At 62.3% G+C, this 1826-nt stretch carries 2 protein-coding genes; both read left to right on the top strand.

Annotation, left to right across the window (positions count from 1 at the left end):
* A partial coding sequence (locus WCA53_RS14255) for an acyl-CoA dehydrogenase family protein (protein WP_423911300.1) occupies window positions 1–622 on the top strand: 622 nt, incomplete at its 5' end.
* 88 nt (window positions 623–710) lie between these two features.
* Window positions 711–1826: acyl-CoA dehydrogenase family protein (locus tag WCA53_RS14250; RefSeq protein WP_423911299.1), on the top strand; the 1116-nt coding region annotated here is incomplete at its 3' end.

Here is a 1826-nt window from a genome sequence, read left to right as displayed (position 1 = left end):
CCCTTCGGCGGGGCGCAATGGCCTCAGCCTCTTGGTCATCGAGGGTGACAGTGCCGGGCTTATTCGCGGCCGCAAGCTAGAGAAGCTGGGCCTCAAGGCGCAGGACCTGGCGGAACTGACCTTCGATGATGTCCGGGTCCCGGTCGAAAACCTACTCGGCGAGGAGGGCAAGGGCTTTGGCTATCTCACCCGCAACCTCGCCCAAGAACGCCTGTCCATTGCGGTAAACAGCCAAGCCGCAGCTATGAAGGCTCTGCGCGATACCATTGCGTACACCAAGGGCCGCAAGGCATTCGGCACCGTGGTGTCATCGTTTCAGAACACAAAGTTCGAGCTCGCCGCGTGCGCCACCGACATTGAGGCCGGGCAGTCGCTTCTGGACCGTGCGTTGCTCACCCACGAGGAGGGCGAACTCGCAGGTGCCGACGCAGCGATCGTCAAACTGTTCTGCACCGAACTGCAGGGCCGAGTCATCGACCGGTGCCTGCAGTTGCACGGCGGGTACGGATACATGCTTGAGTACCCGATCGCGCGCGCCTATGCCGACGCGAGGGTCTCGCGGATTTATGCCGGGTCCAGTGAAGTGATGAAGGTGATCATCGCGCAGTCACTAGGCATATGATGTACGGCCATAGCCAGATTATGCATTATGCATAACTTCGACTACGATCTGGACCAAGTCCGTTGCGACCTGAACGAAGGTGGTGTCCATGGCCAAGGGTCAACTCACAGCGGTCCATTCCCCCGTGCTTGACGCGGTTCGCAAGCTGACGCCACAAATCGCCGAGCGTGCCGGCGAGATCGAGGACAACCGCTGCGTACCGGCCGATCTGATTCAGGACCTCGCCGAGGCTGGAGCATTTCGCATCTTCGTACCGAAGATGTATGGGGGTGAGGAATCCGATCCGATCACTGCCTTCCATGTCATCGAGGAGGTGGCAAAAGCCGACGGATCGGCGGGCTGGAATGTGATGGTAAACGCGGACTTCGCGCCTGTTCTCGCACGATTTCCGCGCGAGACACTCGACGAGATCTATGGGTCGGGGCCCGATGCCTATGCTCGCGGAGCGTTGGCGCCGAAGGGGGTCGCAGTTGCCGTCGACGGTGGTTACGTCGCGCAAGGGCGGTGGCCATTGGCCAGCGGTAGCTACGAACATCGTTGGGCGGTTGGCAACTGTATCGTGCTGGATGACGGCCAACCACGAATGAAGCCGAGCGGGATCCCTGAGATGCGCCTGGTCGTGGTGCCCGCCGACGGAGCCGAGATCATACCCACCTGGGATGCGGTGGGTATGCGCGGAACATGCAGCGACGACATCGTGATCGGGGAACAATTCGTGCCGGAACGTCGGGCTGCCGACATTTTCGGCGGCCAGTCGATTCTTCAGACCACGCTGTATCAGATCCCGCCTCGAACTCTGTTGGGTCCGACCCATGTCGCGGTGGTGGCCGGCATCGCCCAGGGCGCGATCGACGACATCGCGGAACTGGCTAAAACGAAGCGGCCGGCCTTCAATCCCTTGGCGCGGTTGGCAGCCGATCCCGTGTTCCAGCACAAGCTCGGCCAACTTCGCACGCGGTTGGCGGCAGTGCGGGCCCTCACTCTCGACTACGCCGCAAGGATATGGGAGAGCGCCCTCGCCGGGCAGCCGTCGCCCCCGGAGGAAGTGTTGACCTGCAGGAGCGCGGTTACTTACGGTCACGCCGAATGTGTGGCCATCGTGAATGAGGCGTTCTCGATCGCGGGCAGCAGCTCGATCTACAATTCCTCGAGCCTCCAGCGGCGCTGGCGTGATGCGCGCGTCGCGGCACAGCATGCCGCCGCA

The organism is Caballeronia sp. (assembly GCF_049581465.1).
GTDB lineage: Bacteria > Pseudomonadota > Gammaproteobacteria > Burkholderiales > Burkholderiaceae > Caballeronia.
The sequence above is the reverse complement of the archived record's forward strand: the minus strand, read 5'-3'. Positions and strand labels throughout refer to the sequence as shown.